Source organism: Brevundimonas diminuta ATCC 11568, assembly GCF_000204035.1.
Lineage (GTDB): Bacteria > Pseudomonadota > Alphaproteobacteria > Caulobacterales > Caulobacteraceae > Brevundimonas > Brevundimonas diminuta.
Genome location: NZ_GL883086.1, coordinates 1214330 through 1231760 on the forward strand (window position 1 = coordinate 1214330; position 17431 = coordinate 1231760).

A 17431-nucleotide genomic window follows, 5' to 3' on the forward strand; every position below is an offset into this window, starting at 1 on the left:
GCCGTCTGGCCAGCGCGAGCGCGCGCGCATCTCCGGCTCGGTTCCCGGCAGCGAATCGGGCCAGGCGGTCTGGCTGCGCGAAGGCGACGCCAACCGTCAGATGATCATTCGCGGAGGCCGCCAGGAGCAGGCCAGCGGGCGACTGCTAGACGCGACCTTCTTCATCTACACCACGACTTCAAGCGGCCGTCGCGTCTTCACCGAGCGGGTGGACGCCGCCACGGCGACCCTCAACGCCGGGCGCTGGCGCCTGACCGACGCCTCGGGCGCGCAGACGGGCCAGCGGGCGGTGCGCTACGCCACCTTGGACCTGCCGTCCAACCTGGCCGACGAAGAGGCCTTCCAGCGCTTCGCCAGGCCGCAGTCGACGCCCTTCTGGTCCCTGCCCAATCAGATTCGCAGGATCGAGGACGCCGGCTTCGCCTCGACCGCTTACCAGCTGCGGCTGCAACAGCTTCTGGCCACGCCGCTGATCTTCGGCGCCATGTCCATTCTGGCGGCGGCCTTCTCGCTGCGGCTGATGCGTCTGGGCGATCTGGCGCGGATGACGGTGGCGGCCGTAGTGCTGGGCTTCGCCTTCTTCTTCCTCAATCAGTTCTCCTCAGCAATGGGTTCGGCCGAGGTCGTGCCGCCGATCATCGCCGCCTGGCTGCCGCCTATATTGACTGCTCTCGCCGCCTTTACCTTGCTGTTCTATACCGAAGACGGCTAATCGAGCGGTTTCCGCCCGGCCGGTAATGAGTGGACACCGCATGACCCATCGCCGTCTCCCCCGCATGGGAGCCCTGCGCCTTCGGCTGTTAACCGGCGCGGCGTTGGTCATAGGCGCGCCCCTGTCTGCGCCAGGACTGGCCTACGCCGCCCAGGCCCAGGCGCCGGCTCCGGCCCCCGCCGTTCAGGCGGCGCCGCAAACGGCCGCTCAGACGCCGGGCGCAGACGGTCTGACGCCCGACGCCGTCTACATGGACGCCGATTCCGCCCAACGCGAGGGCGACCTCGTCTCGGCCCAGGGTTCGGCCGAGGATCGGGTCATGGCGCGTTTCCAGGACCACAGCCTGCGCGCCAAGGACGTCACCTATGACCTGCAAAGCCAGGTCGCCACGGCCTCGGGCGACGCTGAACTGACAGCGCCGGACGGCTCGGTCGTTCACGCCGAACGCATCGAACTGGATTCTGATTTCAAGACGGGCGTGGCCGTCGACCTGGCCACGCGCCTGTCGAACGGCTCCAGCCTGATGGCCGCCACCGCCGTGCGCCGTTCCGAAACGGTCAGCGAGCTGAACAACGTCATCTTCACCCCCTGCCCCATCTGCACCGTGGACGGCGCGGCCAAGACGCCCAGCGTCTCCATCCAGGCCTCCAAGGCGGTGCAGAACGAAGAGCTGCGCGCGATCCTGTATCGCGACGTGGTGTTCCGCCTGGGCGGCGTGCCGATTTTCTACCTGCCCGCCTTCTCGCACCCCGACCCCAGCGTAGATCGGGCGTCGGGTTTTCTGGTCCCCTGGGGCGACTATCAGGCCGGACGGGGCGTCTCGCTCGAACTTCCCTATCTGCACGTCATCTCGCCGTCCGAGGACGTTCTGATCAGCCCGCAGTTCAACACCAGGGTCGAGCCTCTGCTGAACCTGCAATGGCGCAAGCGATTCACGGACGGCATGATCGTGGCGCGCGGCGGCGCCACCTACGGCCGCAGCTTCGGCGACTTCGACCTGGACGGCGACGGCGACGCGGAGAGCAACGTCCGCTTCGGCGACAAGACTGCGCGCAGCTATCTGCTGGCACACGGCGCCTTCGACCCTGACGGCCCGTGGCGCTGGGGCTTCACGGCCGAGCGCGTCTCGGACAAGACGCTGTTCGACCGCTATGACGTGCGCGACGCCTATCAGGACAACGGCCTGTATTACGGCGACAGCCGCCGTCTGATCAGCCAGATCTACGCCGAGCGTCAGACCCAACGCTCCTATCTGTCGGTCGCCGCCTTCACCATGCAAAGCCTGCGGGTGGCGCAGTTCGACCCCGTCACCCCGGCCCTGAACGTCTTCGAGGACGACAACACCCTGCCGCTGGTGGCGCCCCTGATCGAGGCGCGATGGGAGCCGGAAGGCCCCGTCTTCGGCGGCCGCCTGCGTCTGCGCGGCTCCGCCGTCGCCCTGACCCGCGACGCCTATGTCGGCTTCCCCACCCTGGCGCCCGAACTGATTCCCGGCGGCCCGACCGACGGCCTGCCCGGCGTCGACAGCCGCCGCGTCACCGGCCAGGCGGAATGGCGCCGCGCGATGATCTCGCCCATCGGCGTGCGCTGGGAGCCGTTCGTCGACCTGCGCGCCGACGTCTATTCGGTGGCCGACCTGCCGCCCGCCATGGGCGTCGAAAACGAGACCTACACTCGCGCGCGCGCCAGCGCCGGGGTCGACGTCAGCTATCCCCTGTACCGCCGCCTCAGCGCCTCGTCCGATCTGATCCTGGAGCCGATGGCCCAGTTGTCGATCTCCAACAAGGCGGACCTGGATCGACGCATTCCGAACGAGGACAGCCAGATCACGGAGCTGGACCACCTGTCCCTGTTCCGCATGGATCGATTCCCCGGCTACGACCTGCTGGAGGGCGGCTTGCGCTTCACGGCGGGCGCGCGCGCGACCTTGCACTGGGACGAGGTGCGCTCGGCCAGCCTGTTCATCGGCCGCAGCATGCGCGCAGACGACCAGGACGAATACCTGACCCCGATCCCGGACGATCCGACGCGCCTCTATGACCCCTCGGGTCTGGCCAGCCGGACGTCGGACTGGGTGGTTCAGGGGTCGTTCAATCCCTCGGATCGCATGCGCGGCTGGTTCCACGCCACCATCGACGGCAATGGCCAAGTTCGTCGGGCCGAAGCGACCGTCGACGGCCGCTGGGGACGCCGAAACCTGGCCAGCGTAAGCTACATCGTGGACAGCTCGAACCCCTTAGACGGCCCTGAGAACCGCAACTACGAGTTCGTCCAGCTCTCCGGTCACCAGTTCATCTACGGCAACTGGGGCGTGGCGGTGACGGGGATCGCCGACATGCAACGCGACATCGTCACCCGGTCGGAGGTCGGCCTGCTGTACGACGACGACTGCTTCCGCATTGAGCTGGGCTGGCGGCGCGACAACACGCGCGTCCGGCCGACCGGCCCGGCGGAAGGCGTTTACATCCGTCTTAACCTCGCCACTTTTGGGGCTTCAGGCTATGATCGCAATGATATGCGGTAGGCAGGGCGCGCATTGCGGCGTAGGGGAGCTTGCGCCCCGGCGCTGCGGCGTGGCGATCGCCGCCGACCGGCTCGGGACCGCTTTAGGGAATCAGGACTGACGATGGGTTTGATGCGTTACTCTACGGGAGCCGCCCTGGCCGCCCTTATGGTCGTGGCGGCCGTGGAGCCTTCCTCGGCTCAGACTCCGGCGTCTCCCGCTCCTGCGCCGGCCGCGCCTCAGACTCCGGCCGCCGGCGCGCTGAACCCCGCCGCCGAGGAAGCGCCCCAGCGCACGGCCCCTGCGCCGCAGTTCCGCCTGTCCGACGGCATCATCGCGACGGTCAACGACCGCATCATCACCGGCTTCGACCTGCGTCAGCGGATGCTGGTTCTGATGGCCATGACCCAGGTCCAGCCGACCGAAGAAAACATCGGCGCCATCCAGCAACAGGCGCTGAACGACCTGATCGACCAGCACCTTCAGGCCGCCGAACTGGCCAAGTTCGAGCAGCTCAAGATCGGCGACGCCGAAATCGATCAGGAAATCGCCGACATGGCCCGTCAGGCGGGCACGACGCCGGCCAGCTACATCAATTTCCTGGAACAGGGCGGGATCAGCATCCCCGCCTTCCGCGAGCAGATGCGCACCGAGATCGGCTGGCGCGAACTGGTCGGCGGCCGTTTTCGCGACCGCGCCCGCGTCGGCAAGAGCCAGATCGAGCAGACCATGCGCCAAATGACCGAATCGGCGACCAAGCCTCAGTATCTGATCGGTGAAATCTACCTGGAGGCCGCCCGCGTCGGCGGCATGCAGGAGGCCATGAACGGCGCGCGCCAACTGGTGCAGCAGATGATCCAGGGCGCGCCCTTCATGGCCGTGGCGCGCCAGTTCTCGGCCGCCCCCTCGGCCGCCCGCGGCGGCGACGCCGGCTGGGTGGTTCAGGGCACGGTCCAGCCCGCCCTGCAGTCTGTCATGGACACGCTGGAAGCCGGCCAGCTGTCGAACCCCATCCCCGTCGATGGCGGCGTCTACATCCTCTACATGCGCGACAAGCGCTCGGGCGCCTCGACCAGCATGGTCAAGATGAAGCAGGTCATGGTCGAGCTGCCGGAAAACGCCGATGAGGCCCAGGTCGCCGCCGCGACCCAGCGTCTCGAGGCCCTGCGCGGACAGTTGACCTGCGACAACATCCTGACCCGCGCGCGGTCCGAGCCGGGCCTGCTGGGCGCCGATCTGGGCGAGAGCGACGTCGCCGATCTGCTGCCGCAGTTCCAGCAGGTCGCCCGCTCGGCCGAGGTCGGATCGGTCAGCACGGCGGTCCGCACCCCGTTGGGCGTGCACCTGCTGGCCGTCTGCGATCGCCGCCTGGGCGGTCCTGACGCCCCCTCGGCGCAACAGGTCGAAGCTCGCTTGCAGAACCAGAACTACGCCATGCTGGGCCGCCGCTATCTGCGCGACCTGCGGGCCGACGCCCTGATCGAAATCAAGCAATGACGATGATCCGGCCGCTCATCGTCACGATGGGCGACCCCGCCGGGGTGGGGCCGGAGATCATCGCGCGCGCCTGGTCGGTGCTGGGCTCCGCGCCCGGCCCCCTGGCGCCGGTCGTGCCCTTCGTCGTGGTCGGCGACGCTGCTGTTCTGAAGGCGCAGGGCCAGCCGGTCGAGGCCGTCCTCAGCCCCGCGGACGCCGCCGGCGTCTTCGGCCGCGCCATCCCCGTCCTGCACCATCCGGCGCCCGCCCCCGTAACAGCGGGTCAGCCTGAGCCCGCCAACGCCGTCGCCGTCGCCGACTGGATCGAGCGCGGCGTCGATCTGGTGCTGTCGGGCGAAGGCTGCGGCCTGGTGACGGCGCCGATCGCCAAGGCGCCCATGTACGCCTCAGGCTTCCGCTTTCCCGGCCACACCGAGTTCATCGCCGAACTGACCGCCGACGTCCCGTTCAGCGGCACGCGCGGCCCGGTGATGATGCTGACGGCCCAGAACCTGCGGGCCTGCCTCGTCACCATCCATGTGCCGATCGACCAGCTGCCCGAACTGGTGACGGGCGAGCGCGTCGCCCGCGTCGCCCGCGTCGTCCACGAATCGATGAAGCGCGACTTCGGCATCAGCGCCCCGCGCCTGGCCCTGGCCGCCCTGAACCCCCACGCGGGCGAAGGCGGCGCCATCGGCCTGCAGGAGGTGACGGTGCTGCGCCCCGCCGCCGAGGCCCTGCGCGCCGAGGGGCTGAACATCACCGACCCCGTACCCGCCGACACCCTGTTCCACGAGGAAGCACGGGCGCGCTACGACGCTGTCGTCTGCCTCTATCACGATCAGGCGCTCATCCCGGTGAAAACGCTGGACTTCTGGGGCGGGGTCAACGCTACGCTCGGCCTGCCCATCGTCCGCACCTCGCCCGACCACGGCACCGGCTTTGACATCGCCGGCAAGGGCGTCGCCCGCGCCGACAGCTTCATCGCCGCCGTCCGCCTGGCTTCTGAGATGGCGTCCGCCCGCGCCAACCGATAGCCTTCTCCCCTCGGGGGAGAAGGTGGCAGGCGCAGCCTGACGGATGAGGGGGCGGCCAGCCATGTGGCAAACGCCGGACAGGACGAAGCGCGCCCGCCGACAACGGCGAACCCTCACCCTCGCCGAGGAAATATTTTGGCGTCTTGTCCGCGACCGCCGCTTCGATAATCTCAAGTTTCGTCGCCAGACGCCCGTCGGCGGCGTGATCTGTGACTTCGTCTGCACGGAAATTCGACTCGTCGTAGAACTGGACGGCGGCGTCCATAAGCTTCATGAGGCGCAGGATGCTGAACGTGACGCCAGACTGGAGCAGGCGGGATTCATGGTGCTGAGATCGGGCAATGAAGCCTTTCTGTCCGACCCCAACGGCCTGTTGGGCGCGATCCGCGCACGCGCCGTGCAGATGCGGCTGCAGCCCCCTCATCCGAGCGGCTCCGCCGCCCACCTTCTCCCCCGAGGGGAGAAGGGCGAATGACCTTGCCCTCCCTGCGTGAAACGCTCGACGCCCACGGCCTGTCGGCCAAGAAGAGCTTCGGCCAGCACTTTCTGCTGGACCTGAACGTCACGCGGAAGATCGTCCGCTACGCCGGGCCGTTCGACGGCCGCGCCGTCATCGAGGTCGGCCCCGGCCCCGGCGGCCTGACCCGCGCCCTGCTGGAGAGCGACGCGGGCAAGGTGGTGCTGGTCGAGAAGGATCCGCGCTTCATCCCCCTGCTGTCCGAACTGGACGACGGCTCGGGCCGCCTGACCATCGTCGAGGCCGACGCCCTGAAGGTGAAGGAAGCCGAACTGGTCGAGGGACCGGCGCACCTCGTCTCCAACCTGCCCTACAACGTCGGCACGCCGCTGTTGATCAAGTGGCTGACGGGGCCGTGGACGCCGTGCGCCCTGACCCTGATGTTCCAGAAGGAAGTCGCCGAGCGGGTGGTGGCCCAGCCGGGCGAGGACGCCTATGGCCGTCTGGCCGTCATCAGTCAGGCCGTGGCCGAAGCGCGCATCGTCATGCATCTGCCCGCCGCCGCCTTCACCCCGCCGCCCAAGGTGGCCTCGGCCGTGGTGCATCTGATACCCTTGGCCGAGCGCCCCGCCCCCGACCGCCTGAAGCGGCTGGAACGGGTCACGGCGGCCGCCTTTGGCCAGCGTCGCAAGATGCTGCGCTCCAGCCTGAAACAACTTGGCGGCGCCGCCCTGTGCGAAGCCGCTGGAATCGAACCCGACGCCCGCGCCGAGACCATCGACGTGGCGGGCTTCCTCAGATTGGCCGACGCTTTGACATGACAGTAGAAATCGAACCCTTCCGCGCCATCGCCATCAGCCGCATCGCCCATGAGATGAAGGCTGAGGGCCAGTCGGTCATCCATATGGAGTTCGGCCAGCCCTCGACCGGAGCCCCCAGCCGCGCCATCGCCGAGGCCCACCGCGTGGTCGACGCCGAGGCCGGCGGCTATTGGGAAAGCCCCAACCTGCGCGCCCGCGTGGCCAAGCTGTACAAGGACCGCTACGGCGTCGTCATCGATCCCGAGCGCGTCATCATGACCGCCGGCGCCTCTCCCGCCCTGGTGGTGGCGCTGAACATGCGCTTTGCTCCCGGCGACCGCGTGGCTATCGCTCGCCCCGGCTATGTCGCCTATCGCAACACGATGAAGGCCCTGCACATCGTCCCGCAGGAGATCGACTGCGGCCCCGACGTGCGCTTCCAGCTGACGGCCAAGGCGCTGCGCGACCTGGACCCGGCGCCCCAGGGCGTCATCATCGCCAGCCCCGCCAATCCGACTGGCACCGTCATCGCCGAGGACGAGCTGAAGGCCATCGTCGAGGTCTGCCGCGAGCGCAACATCAGCATCATCTCGGACGAGATCTATCACGGCATCACCTACGGCCATGACACGCCCTGCATGCTGCAGTTCGACGACAAGGCCATGATCGTCAACAGCTTCTCCAAATACTGGAGCATGGCGGGCTGGCGTCTGGGCTGGCTGATCCTGCCGGAAGAAGAGGTCCAGCAGGCCCGCGCGCGCATGGGCAACATGTTCCTGACGCCGCCGACGCTCAGCCAGTTCGCCGGCCTGGCCGCCATGGACTGCGAAGAAGAGCTGGAAGCCAACATCGACGTCTATCGCGCCAACCGCGAGCGGATGCTGGAAGCCCTGCCCGCCATGGGCCTGCGCTCGATCGCCCCGCCGGACGGCGCCTTCTACATCTATGCCGACATCGGCCACCTGACGAACGACAGCATGGCCTTCTGCGAGAAGCTGGTGCGCGAGACGGGCGTGGCCACGGCGCCGGGCGTCGACTTCGACCCCGTGAACGGCCACCGCTTCATCCGCTTCAGCTTCGCCGTCTCGACGCCCGAGATCGAGGACGCCCTGGCCCGCATGAAGACCTTCTTCGCCGCCCGCACCGAGGAAATGCAGGAACAGCGGACAGCCTAGGCGCGTTCGACAAGCCCCGGAACCTTCGGAGCTTTCATGTCGAAATCGCGTCTCGCCGTCTCAGTCCTGCCCTTCACCCTGGCCGTGCTCGCGGCCTGCGGATCGCCCGCTGAGACGCCGAGGCCCGAACAGGCCCCGGTCGCCGAAACCGCCGCCTCTGCTCTAAATCGCGAGGCGGTCGAGGCCGCCGTATTTGAGACCGTCGTCGCCCCCGTCGAGGGTCAACCCGCGCGGCCCGACGCGGCGACGGCGCGCGCCCAGATCCTGCTGGACCGCGCCAACTTCTCACCAGGCGTGATCGACGGCCTGGGCGGCGACAACACCCGCCAGGCCATCGCCGCCTTCGAAAAGGCCGCCGGTCTGCCTCAGGACGGGGTGCTGGACGCAGAGGTGTTCCGTCGCCTGACCGCCGGCGACGACGGCCGCGTCCTGACCGACTATACGATCGCCGCCGCTGACCTGGCGGGCCCCTTCATCGGCCAGGTTCCGGCCGATCTGACCGAAATGGCCAAGCTCCAGACCGTCGGCTACGCCACGCCGCTGGAGATGCTGGCCGAGAAGTTCCACATGACCGAGGGCCTGCTGCAGGCGCTCAACCCCGGCGTCGACTTCGGCAAGGCGGGCCAGACCATCGTCGTCGCCGCCGTGGCCCAGACCGAGCTGACGGACGACGTGGCCCACATCGTCGTGGACAAGGCCGAGCGGTCGGTGCGGGTCTATGACGCGGCGGACAAGCTGCTGGCCTTCTATCCGGCCACCATCGGCAGTTCGGCGCGCCCGGCGCCGTCGGGCGAGCTGAGCGTCGTCGGCGTCGCGCCCGAGCCCAACTACACCTATGACCCGGATCGGGTCAGCTATGACCGGGGCGACCGCAAGGTCATCGTGCCGCCGGGGCCCAACAATCCGGTCGGCTCGGTATGGATCGACCTGTCGCGCGACACCTACGGCATCCACGGCACGCCGGACCCGTCCAAGGTCGGCAAGACCTTTTCCAGCGGCTGCGTGCGCCTGACCAACTGGGACGCCGAGCAACTGGCCTCCAAGGTCAAGCCGGGCGTGCGCGTGACCTTCCGCTAGTCGCCGTAGAGATCAGCCGCCGTCCGACCGGGCGCGTCCAGTTGCGTCAGCGGCAGCGGCGGCGGGTCCAGCGTCACGCCCAGCGCCTGATAGGTCGCCGCGCTGGAGAAGCCGTAAGGCTCTGCGTCCGCATTGCTGAAGGCGTAGTAGACGGCGCTGACCCGCGTCATCACCGCCGCCGCCAGACACATGGGGCACGGGTGCCCGCTGGCGTAGAGCACAGCACCCGACAGATCGACGCCGCCCAGCGCCGGCCCCGCCTGACGCAGGGCCTCCATCTCGGCATGAGAGCTGGGATCGTTGGTCGCCAGCATCCGGTTGACGCCGCTGGCGATCAGGGCGCCGTCCTTGACCAGCACCGCCCCGAACGGCCGACCGCCCGCCCTGACGTTCTCCAGCGCCAGATCGACAGCCTGAGTCAGCCAGCGGCGGTGCTCGTCCTCGGTCACGGGCGTCAGACCACTTCCTTCAGCAGGGCCTGCTTGTAACCGTCGACCCACAGGTTGCGGTGACGGCGGCTGCGCTCGGCGTGATAGATGTGGGCCAGTTCGGCGTAGGACCGGTCAAAGTCCTCATTGACCAGCACATAGTCGAAGTCGTCGCAGTGCTCGATCTCGCCCTTGGCGTTGGCGACGCGGCGCTCGATCACGTCCTCGGCGTCCTGCGAGCGCGTCACCAGACGGCGGCGAAGCTCCTCAAGGCTGGGCGGCAGGATGAAGACCCGCACGGCGTCGCCGGGGCATTTGGCGGCCACGTCGCGGGCGCCCTGCCAGTCGATGTCGAACAGGACGTCGCGGCCTTCCGCCAGCGCCCGCTCGACCGGGGCCGCCGGACTGCCGTAGCGGTTCCCGTGCACGTCGGCCCATTCCAGGAAGGCGTCGGCGTCGACCAGGCGCTGGAATTGCTCCTTGCTGACGAAGTTGTAGTCGCGCCCGTCCACCTCGCCCGGACGGATGTCGCGGGTGGTCATGGAGACCGACAGCTCCAGCCCCTTGTGGTCGGCCATCAGGCGGCGGCACAGCGAGGTCTTTCCGGCCCCCGACGGACTGGCCACGATCAGCAGGACGCCACGGCGGGGAGTGCGGTTATTCGACATTCTGAACTTGTTCTCGAAGCTGCTCGACGACGGCCTTCAACTCCAGGCCGATTCCGGTGAGCGCGGTCGTAGCGGATTTCGAACAGAGGGTGTTCGCCTCGCGCATGAATTCCTGCATCAGGAAGTCGAGTTTTCGACCGGCGGGGGGTTGCTGCAACAGTGCGCGAGCCGAGGCGACGTGGGCCGTCAGCCGGTCCAGCTCCTCGCGCACGTCGGCCTTGGTCGCCAACGCCGTCCCCTCAAGGAAAACGCGCTCGTCCAGCCCCGGCGCGTCGGGCGCCAGTTCGCTGATGCGACGAGTAAAGCGTTCGCGGATGGCCTCGACCTGCGCCGACGCCTCAAGCTCAGCGCGGGCGACCAGAGCCTCGATGGTCCCGACGAAGTCATGAATGACGGGCGTCAGTTGCTCGCCCTCGCGCTGACGCGAGGCCTTCAGCGCGTCCAGCGCCTGTTCGACCGTGGCGGCCATGGCGGCCTCAAGGGCGGCGCGAGCCTCGGCGTCCTCGTCCTCTTCCGCGACCTCGATAACGCCGCGCAGGGCAAGCAGGCCGTCGGCCGAGGGCGGGGTCGCCCCCTCCTCCGCCAACTGGTTCGCCAGCCGCAGATAGGTCGCCAGCACCGCCTCATTGACGCGCGGCGCGGGCTCCGTCCCCTCGGCGCGTTTGGCCTGAAGGCCCAGCGTCACCTGCCCCCGGTTCAGGCGCGCCTGAGCCGCCGCCTTGGCCAGGCGTTCCAGATTGTCGAAGCCGCCGGGCCCGCGAAAGCGCGTCTCCAGCGTCCGGCCGTTGACCGAGCGCGCCTCGACCGTCCAGGTCCAGCCGTCCAGCGCCCCATCGGCCCGGCCAAAGCCGGTCATGCCCGAGATTTGGCCTGAAATCTGACTCATCGTCCGGCCTCCGTCGGCACGCGAATGACCTTGGCGCCCGGCGGAATGGCGAGAGGCGACGCGGCCTCGTCCGTCATCGGCGCCGGCGAGGTCTCAGGCGCGCTCTCTCCCGCCGCCAGACCGGCCTTGCGGCGTTCGATCTCGCGCCAGCGGGCCACGTTCAGCAGATGCTCCTGATAGGTGCGGGCGAAGACGTGGCCGCCCGTGCCGTCGGCGACGAAGAAGACGTATTCCGAACGCGGCGGGTTCAGCACGGCCTTGATCGCCTCCTCGCCCGGATTGGCGATGGGCGTCGGCGGCAGGCCGTCGATCAGATAGGTGTTCCAGGGCGTCGGATTGCGCAGCTCGGATAGCAGGATGCCGCGCCCCAGCGGCCGCCCCTTGGTCACGCCGTAGACGATGGTCGGGTCGCTCTCTAACCGCATCCCCAGCCGCAGGCGGTTGGTGAAGACGGCCGCCACTTCGGGCCGTTCGGAAGCGATGCCCGTCTCCTTCTCGACGATGGAGGCCAGGATGACCGCCTCTTCCGGCGTCGTGACTACCGTGGAGGGCGAGCGGGCGGCCCACAGGGTCTCCAGCTTGGTCTTGGCGGCGCGCTGCATCCGAGCGACGACGGCGGCGCGGGTCTCGCCGCGCGTGACCTCATAGGTTTCGGGCCACAGGCTGCCCTCGGGCGGAACCTCGACCTCGCCGGTCAGAACCGGCTGCTTCATCAGGATGTCGACCGCCTGGGCGCTGGACCAGCCCTCGGGCAGGGTCACGTAGTGGCGCACCGCCTTGCCGTCGACCAGCAGGCCCACCACCGTCGCCAGAGAGGCGCCCGACGGCACCTCATATTCGCCCGCGCGGATCTTGCGGTCGGCGCCCGTCAGGCTGATCGCAGCCCGGAACAGGTCGGTGGAGCGGATCACCCCCGCCGATTTCAGATTGGCCGCGATGGCCGGAACACCCGCCCCGGACGGCAGGGTGACGATGGTCGCCTCCCCTTCCGCCGCCTTCGGCCCCGGCCCCCAGTAGATGGCCCAGAACGCCACCAGAGCCGCGACCAGAAACAGGCCCAACGTCCCGGCGGCGGTGATCAGACCGACGCCGAGGCCGAAACGAGAGCCTCCGCCCCCGCCGCCCTTTTTCGGAACGCGCGACTTGGGAATGCGAACCTTGGGGGTGCGGGGGGGCGGAGCCTTGGCCAAGTCAGTCGACCTTCTTGAAGATCACGGCCGCATTGGTGCCGCCGAAGCCGAAGCTGTTGGACATGGCGACGTCGATCTTCTTGGCCTTGCCCTTGTGCGGGATCAGGTCGATCGGCGTCTCCATTTCCGGGTCGTCCAGATTGATGGTCGGCGGCGCCATCTGGTCGCGGATGGCCAGGACCGAGAAGATGCTCTCGATCGCCCCGGCGGCGCCCAGCAGGTGTCCCGTCATCGACTTGGTGGACGACACGGCTAGATCCTTGGCGTGATCGCCGACCAGACGCTCGACCGCCTTCAGCTCGATCCAGTCGGCCATGGTCGAGGTGCCGTGGGTGTTGACGTAGTCGAGGTCCGACGGCTGCATCCCGGCGCGTTTCAGCGCCGCCTTCATGGCCCGCAGGCCGCCGTCGCCGTCTTCCGACGGGGCGGTGATGTGATAGGCGTCGCCGCTCATGCCGTAGCCGACGACCTCGGCGTAGATCTTGGCCCCACGCGCCTTGGCGTGTTCGTACTCTTCCAGCACCATGATCCCGGCGCCCTCGCCCATGACGAAGCCCGCATGGCCGCGGTCATAGGGGCGCGAGGCCTTCTCCGGCGTGTCGTTATAGGCGGTGCACAGCGCCTTGCAGGCCAGGAAGCCCGCGATGCCGATCGGCACGACCGAGCTTTCGGCGCCGCCCGCCACCATGACGTCGGCGTCGCCCAGGGCGATCATCCGGGCCGCATCGCCGATGGCGTGGGCGCCGGTGGCGCAGGCGGTGACGACCGAGTGGTTCGGGCCCTTCAGGCCGTGGCGGATCGAGATCTGGCCCGAGGCCAGGTTGATCAGGGCCGAGGGAATGAAGAAGGGGCTGACGCGACGAACGCCCTGTTCCTTCAGCACGATGGCCGTGTCGGCGATGGGGCCCAGACCCCCGATGCCGGAGCCGACCATGACGCCGGTCGCTTCCTTGTCGTCTTCCGATTCCGGCTTCCAGTCCGCGTCCGCCAGCGCCTCGTCCGCCGCCGCGATGGCGTACAGGATGAAGTCGTCGACGCGCTTGCGGTCCTTGGCCGACATCACCTGATCGGGATCGAAGACGCCAGGCTGACCGGCTTCGCCGCCGCCGCGTCCGTCGACGCTGGGGACTTCGCCCGCGATGGTGCAGCCGTAGCCTTCGGTGTCGAAGGCGGTGATCGGACGGATGCCCGAACGACCGTCCAGAATGCCCTTCCAGACGTGCTCGACGCCCGTGCCCAGAGGCGTGACCAGGCCAAGGCCCGTGATGACGACGCGGCGCATGGTTCGCGCTCCTTCTTGGTCAGAATCGTAGCCAGAAACACTAATGGCCGCCGGACGGTCCCGCTAGGGGTCCGTCACGGCGGCCATCAGCTGGTAAGTGCGACGAATCGCAGCCGGATCAGGCGGCCAGCTTCTCGTCGATGAACTTCACCGCGTCGCCGACGGTCTGGATGTGCTCGGCGGCGTCATCCGGGATTTCGACGTCGAATTCTTCTTCGAAGGCCATGACCAGTTCGACGTTGTCGAGCGAGTCGGCGCCCAGGTCGTCGATGAAGGAAGCCTTCTCGGTGACCTTGTCCGGATCGGCGTCCAGGTGGTCGATCACGATCTTGCGGACGCGTTCGAGGGTGTCGGACATGAGTGTCTCTCTTGCCTGTTTGAAATCGCCGTGATGGCGGGTCTTGGGTTGCTTCGCCGTGTCACGGCTGCCTGCCGGGATCAAGCCTCAATGAGACTCACCCCCGAAAGACGTCCGAGCCCTTTAGCACAGGGTGACGGCGTGGAAATAGTCTGTTGCGCGTCGTGATGGCGCCGCGCAATGGGTTCAGATCATCGCCATGCCGCCGTTGACGTGCAGCGTCTGGCCGGTGACGTACGCCGCTTCATCCGACGACAGATAGACGGCGGCCGAGGCGATTTCGTCGCCGACGCCCAGACGTCCGGCCGGAATCTTCGACAGGATGGCCTCGCGCTGCTGATCGTTCAGCACGTCGGTCATCGGCGAGGCGATGAAGCCCGGCGCGATGCAGTTGACCGTGATCCCGCGCGAACCGACTTCCTGGGCCAGCGACTTGGAGAAGCCGATCATCCCGGCCTTGGAGGCGGAATAGTTGGTCTGGCCGGGGTTGCCGGTGACGCCGACCACCGAGGTGATGCCGATGATGCGGCCCGAACGGCGCTTCATCATCCCCTTCACCGCCGCGCGGGTCAGGCGGAAATAGCTTTCCAGGTTGATCTGGATGACCGACTGGAAGTCCTCGTCCTTCATCCGCATCAGCAGGCCGTCCTTGGTGATGCCCGCGTTGGCGACCAGGATGTCCAGCGGCGCGCCCGCCGCCGTCTCGGCCGCGTTCACCAGATTGTCGACCGATTCCGGGTCCGACAGGTTGGCGGTGGCGAAGTGGGCCCGCTCGCCCAGCTCCTTGGCCAGATCGGCCAGCACGGCTTCGCGCGTGCCGGACAGGACGACAGTGGCCCCTTGCGCGTGCAGGGCGCGGGCGATGGCCCCGCCGATGCCGCCGGTGGCGCCGGTCACGAGGGCGGTCTTGCCGGTAAGGTTGAACATCTCTGTCTCTCCTCTTCCTTCTCCCCTTGCGGGAGAAGGTGGCCCGTCAGGGCCGGATGAGGGGTCGTGCCGACCCCTGCCGTGTTTTCAATCTTGAGAGGCTCTGTCGGACCCGTCCGCGAAACCCCTCATCCGTCTGGCTGCCCCAGCCACCTTCTCCCGCAAGGGGAGAAGGATCAAAGGCTTTTCGCGAACGCTTCCAGCTCCTCGGCCGTGTTCAGCGCCAGGGCCTCGGCGTCGGGGGCGATGCGCTTGGCCATGCCGGTCAGCACCTTGCCCGAGCCGACCTCGACGAAGCGGGTCACGCCGCCTTCGCTCGCCATCCACTCCATGCTCTCGCGCCAGCGCACGCGGCCCGTGACCTGCTCGACCAGCAGGCGACGAATGACCTCGGCGTCGGTTTCCGGGCGGGCGGTGACGTTGGCGACCACCGGCACGACGGGCGCGATGATCTTGGCGTCCGCCAGAGCGGCGGCCATCTCATCGGCAGCCGGCTGCATCAGCGGGCAGTGGAAGGGCGCCGAGACGTTCAGCGGAATGGCGCGCGCGCCCAGTTCCTTGGCCTTTTCGATGGCCAGATCCACGGCGGCCTTGTCGCCGGAGATGACGACGTTGCCCTTGTTGTTGTCGTTGGCGACGACGCAGACGCCCGCCGCCGAACCGGCCTTGGCCGCCTCTTCAGCCAGCGCCAGATCGGTCTTGGGGCCGATCAGCGAGGCCATCGCGCCCTTCCCCACCGGCACGGCGCGCTGCATGGCCTGACCGCGCAGCTTCAGCAGGCGCGCGGTGTCCGACAGGCTGATCGCGCCCGCCGCCGCCAGGGCCGAATATTCGCCCAGCGAGTGACCGGCGACGAAGGCGGCGCGCGCCACGTCGACGCCGAACTCGACCTTCAGCACCCGCGCCGTGGCGACCGACACGGCCATCAGGGCCGGCTGGGCGTTCTCGGTCAGGGTCAGTTGATCTTCCGGCCCTTCGCGCATCAGCTCGAACAGCTTCTGGTTCAGGGCGTCGTCCACCTCGGCGAAGACCTCGCGCGCGCTGGCGAAGGCCTCCGACAGGGCGACGCCCATGCCGACCGACTGGCTGCCCTGACCGGGAAAGAGAAGCGCGAGGCTCATCCGGGATCGTCCGTCATCCGTTGAATCAAGCCGCGAGGGGTAGGCGAATCCCTCCCCTACGGCAAGAAGAACGCGACAGCGGACAGGCCTCGCGCCCGTCCTCAGTCCTTGATTTCCGCCGTGCAGGGGCGGTCGTCCGGCCCCGCTGCGCCGTCGCAACGACGCAGAGCCAGCAGGGTGTCCTGGGTCTCGACCAGCCGTTTCGTGCCGTCCGCCTGCCGCTCCAGCGTGAAGGCGTCGTACAGCCCGCCCGTCGCCGTAAAGGCGCGGAACGACAGGCGGTCCGCCTCGACGTCAATCAGCTGATACAGTTCGGTGTTCTCGGCCGCGCGCACGGGCTGCGTGTCCGCCCGGTCGTTCAGCCCGTACATCTTGGAGCCGGCGACGGAGACGACATAGACCGGCCCCTGCGGCCGGCCCGCCGCGCTGTCGGCGCGCGACGCCTCGGCCCCGGCCGGGTTGGAGACGCGGCCGTAGCAGTGGTCGTGCCCCTGCAGCACCAGATCGATGTTGCGGGCGTCGAAGATCGGCTTCCAGGCGGCCTTCAGCTCCTCGGTGTCTTCGGGCCGGGCGCAGGTGTAGATCGGCTGGTGGAACAGGGCGACGTTCCAGCGCGCCGGGCTTTCGGCCAGCACCTTGTCCAGCCAGCGCGTCTGGCTTTCCCCGGCGCCCAGGTCGATGGCCGCCGTGCCGTCCAGCACGATGAAGCGCACGCCCTGATAGTCCACGTAGTAACTGGTCGCCTTGGCCCCCTCGGCGCCGTTGTCCGGCAGGGCGAACTGCAGCGGCCAGTGCGGGCCCAGGACGCGCGATTCCTCGCCGTTGGGCAGGATATGATCGACGTATTCGTGGTTGCCGCTGGCGGGCAGTTGCGGCGTCATGGCGAAGGCGCGGCCGCCGGCCTCGGTCCATTCGCCCCACTCGTCGTCGTGAACCTTGACCTCCCGCTGGGCCACCAGATCGCCCGCATGGACGACCAGGGCCGCCGGTCCCGCCTCCTTGAAGGCCGAGCGGATCACGCGCGAGCCGATCTCCAGAATGTCGTTCTGCGTGTCGCCCAGATAGATGAAGCGGAAGGGCGCGAACTCGGCCTTCGCCGTGCGGAACGGCAGCCACTCGCTCCAGCCGTCGGCGGCGCGCACGCGATAGACATAGCGCGTGTCCGGCTTCAGCCCGTCAAAGCGCGCCTGATGATAGAAGGCGCGGCCGTTCTCGTTCTCGATCGGCGCCGTGGTCCCGGCCACGGTGCGGGCGGCGAAGCCCAGCAGGGGGCCGTCGATCTCCTCGGCGATCTGGGCCTCGGCGGCGGTCTGGCGCGCATCGGTGCGCCAGGC

17 protein-coding genes are annotated in these 17431 nt (G+C 68.5%); 8 read left to right on the forward strand and 9 right to left on the reverse strand.

The window, feature by feature from the left end:
- The 8 genes from BDIM_RS09785 to BDIM_RS09820 all read left to right on the forward strand — a co-directional run.
- On the forward strand, nucleotides 1–712 hold a 712-nt coding region (locus BDIM_RS09785; RefSeq protein ID WP_155818698.1), incomplete at its 5' end, for an LptF/LptG family permease.
- Between the two features lie 40 nt (nucleotides 713–752).
- Complete coding sequence (locus BDIM_RS09790; RefSeq protein WP_040345655.1) at nucleotides 753–3236, forward strand: LPS-assembly protein LptD; 2484 nt, start codon at nucleotides 753–755, stop codon at nucleotides 3234–3236.
- Between the two features lie 111 nt (nucleotides 3237–3347).
- Nucleotides 3348–4712, forward strand: coding sequence for a peptidylprolyl isomerase (locus BDIM_RS09795; protein WP_244911840.1), 1365 nt, complete (start codon nucleotides 3348–3350; stop codon nucleotides 4710–4712).
- A complete protein-coding gene (pdxA, locus tag BDIM_RS09800) occupies nucleotides 4709–5728 on the forward strand; it encodes a 4-hydroxythreonine-4-phosphate dehydrogenase PdxA (protein ID WP_003165430.1) in 1020 nt (339 codons plus the stop codon). Before BDIM_RS09795 ends, pdxA begins: the two co-directional genes overlap by 4 nt.
- Nucleotides 5729–5789: 61 nt before the next feature.
- Complete coding sequence (locus BDIM_RS09805; RefSeq protein ID WP_003165431.1) at nucleotides 5790–6203, forward strand: endonuclease domain-containing protein; 414 nt, start codon at nucleotides 5790–5792, stop codon at nucleotides 6201–6203.
- A complete protein-coding gene (gene rsmA / locus BDIM_RS09810) occupies nucleotides 6200–7006 on the forward strand; it encodes a 16S rRNA (adenine(1518)-N(6)/adenine(1519)-N(6))-dimethyltransferase RsmA (protein ID WP_003165432.1) in 807 nt (268 codons plus the stop codon). The genes BDIM_RS09805 and rsmA overlap by 4 nt, the downstream gene beginning before the upstream one ends.
- A complete protein-coding gene (locus tag BDIM_RS09815) occupies nucleotides 7003–8160 on the forward strand; it encodes a pyridoxal phosphate-dependent aminotransferase (RefSeq protein ID WP_003165433.1) in 1158 nt (385 codons plus the stop codon). Before rsmA ends, BDIM_RS09815 begins: the two co-directional genes overlap by 4 nt.
- Before the next feature lie 36 nt (nucleotides 8161–8196).
- Nucleotides 8197–9237: a L,D-transpeptidase family protein gene (locus BDIM_RS09820; RefSeq protein WP_003165434.1), complete on the forward strand. Its 1041-nt coding sequence runs from the start codon at nucleotides 8197–8199 to the stop codon at nucleotides 9235–9237.
- Here the strand turns inward: BDIM_RS09820 and BDIM_RS09825 are convergent.
- The 9 genes from BDIM_RS09825 to BDIM_RS09865 all read right to left on the reverse strand — a co-directional run.
- A complete protein-coding gene (locus tag BDIM_RS09825; protein WP_003165436.1) occupies nucleotides 9234–9686 on the reverse strand; it encodes a nucleoside deaminase in 453 nt (150 codons plus the stop codon). The genes BDIM_RS09820 and BDIM_RS09825 overlap by 4 nt on opposite strands.
- A 5-nt stretch (nucleotides 9687–9691) precedes the next feature.
- The gene (gene gmk, locus BDIM_RS09830) at nucleotides 9692–10333 is read right to left on the reverse strand and encodes a guanylate kinase (protein ID WP_040345659.1); all 642 of its coding nucleotides are present in this window, start codon (nucleotides 10331–10333) and stop codon (nucleotides 9692–9694) included.
- The gene (locus tag BDIM_RS09835; protein ID WP_003165438.1) at nucleotides 10323–11219 is read right to left on the reverse strand and encodes a YicC/YloC family endoribonuclease; all 897 of its coding nucleotides are present in this window, start codon (nucleotides 11217–11219) and stop codon (nucleotides 10323–10325) included. The genes gmk and BDIM_RS09835 overlap by 11 nt, the downstream gene beginning before the upstream one ends.
- Complete coding sequence (gene mltG / locus BDIM_RS09840; RefSeq protein ID WP_003165439.1) at nucleotides 11216–12409, reverse strand: endolytic transglycosylase MltG; 1194 nt, start codon at nucleotides 12407–12409, stop codon at nucleotides 11216–11218. The genes BDIM_RS09835 and mltG overlap by 4 nt, the downstream gene beginning before the upstream one ends.
- A 1-nt stretch (nucleotide 12410) precedes the next feature.
- Nucleotides 12411–13691 (reverse strand): beta-ketoacyl-ACP synthase II, encoded by a 1281-nt coding sequence (gene fabF, locus BDIM_RS09845; RefSeq protein WP_040345662.1) that lies wholly within the window; start codon nucleotides 13689–13691, stop codon nucleotides 12411–12413.
- A 118-nt stretch (nucleotides 13692–13809) separates the two neighbouring features.
- The gene (locus tag BDIM_RS09850; RefSeq protein ID WP_003165440.1) at nucleotides 13810–14049 is read right to left on the reverse strand and encodes an acyl carrier protein; all 240 of its coding nucleotides are present in this window, start codon (nucleotides 14047–14049) and stop codon (nucleotides 13810–13812) included.
- Between the two features lie 186 nt (nucleotides 14050–14235).
- Nucleotides 14236–14976, reverse strand: a complete 741-nt coding sequence (gene fabG, locus BDIM_RS09855) for a 3-oxoacyl-[acyl-carrier-protein] reductase (protein WP_003165441.1) — start codon at nucleotides 14974–14976, stop codon at nucleotides 14236–14238.
- A gap of 176 nt (nucleotides 14977–15152) precedes the next feature.
- Entirely contained in the window at nucleotides 15153–16097 is a 945-nt protein-coding gene (gene fabD / locus BDIM_RS09860) for an ACP S-malonyltransferase (protein ID WP_003165442.1), read from the reverse strand.
- A gap of 101 nt (nucleotides 16098–16198) precedes the next feature.
- On the reverse strand, nucleotides 16199–17431 hold a 1233-nt coding region (locus tag BDIM_RS09865; protein ID WP_155818701.1), incomplete at its 5' end, for a purple acid phosphatase family protein.